We start from the raw sequence: 1,129 nt of genomic DNA, 5'->3' as shown, positions 1-1,129 counted from the left end.
AGGTCCGACTCGGCAAGGCCCCCGACGGCCGACTCGAAGTCTTCGCCCTCAACACCACCACCTTCCAACACCAATGGCAGACCGCCGTCAACGGCTGCTGGTCCAGCTGGGAAACCTTCGGCGGCGGCGGACACGCCTTCACCGTCGACCACAACCAGGACGGTCGCCTCGAAGTCCTCGCCTCCGGCCCAGCCGGAATCTTCCACAAGTACCAGACCAGCCCCACCAGTTGGTCCGACTGGGAGGCAGCCGGCGGACCGGCCGACGCCAGGATCACCAGCCAGCCGACCGCGGACGGCCGCGTCGAGGTCTTCGCCATCAACGGCAGCACCGCGCAGCACACCTGGCAGACCAACCTGAACGCCCCGTACAGCCAGTGGGACACCTTCGGCAGCGCCGGTACCGAGATCTTCGCCACCGCCAACGCCGACGGACGGATCGAGGTCTTCGGCGCCAGCAGCGCCGGCGTCTACCACAAATGGCAGACCGGCTTCTCCACCTGGTCCGACTGGGCCTGGCTCAACACCACCGCCGGACCGGCCGTCAACTGAGGGGGAAGCCACACGTGACCAGCACACCACGCGCCCGCCGGGCGCCGCACCGCGTCCTGCTGTCCACGGTCGTCTCGCTGGGCGTGGCGGCGGGCCTGACGGCCGGAGCCACACCCGCGCCGGCCGCCACCGGCATCGACCTGTGCGCCGAGGTCGGGTACGAGGCCGGCTTCCGGGGCGACGCCCTGGTGACCGCGATCGCCGTCGGCATGGCCGAGTCCAGCTGCAACCCGTTGGCGTCCAACGTCCAGAACAACACCCCGCCGTCCCGCGACCGCGGCCTGTGGGAGATCAACGACTACTGGCACCCCGAGGTCAGCGACGCCTGCGCCTTCGACGCCCAGTGCAACGCCAACGCGGCGTACCGCATCTCCAACGGCGGCACCAACTGGCAGCCCTGGTCGACCTACAACCAGGGCGCGCACCAGCGCTACCTGGGCGCGGCGCAGGCCGCCGTGGACCGGCTCGGCCATCACGACCCCGGCCCGGCGCCGTTGGTGTATCCGGCGAAGTCCGGCCGGGTGGTGGCCACACGCTCGGCGGACGGCCGCCTGGAGTTGTTCGCCGCCGGCGCCAAC

2 pseudogenes are annotated in these 1,129 nt (G+C 71.0%); both read left to right on the top strand.

Features of this window, described 5'->3' with window-relative positions:
• Positions 1-551 (top strand): annotated as a pseudogene (locus tag ACWCYO_RS40695) (peptidoglycan DD-metalloendopeptidase family protein); the annotation flags it as partial.
• Positions 552-565: 14 nt separating this feature from the next.
• Positions 566-1,129 (top strand): annotated as a pseudogene (locus ACWCYO_RS40690) (hypothetical protein); the annotation flags it as partial.

This window comes from Kitasatospora sp. NPDC001683 (assembly GCF_053596495.1).
Note: the sequence above shows the minus strand (reverse complement) of the source record. Positions and strands in the feature narration are given on the sequence as shown.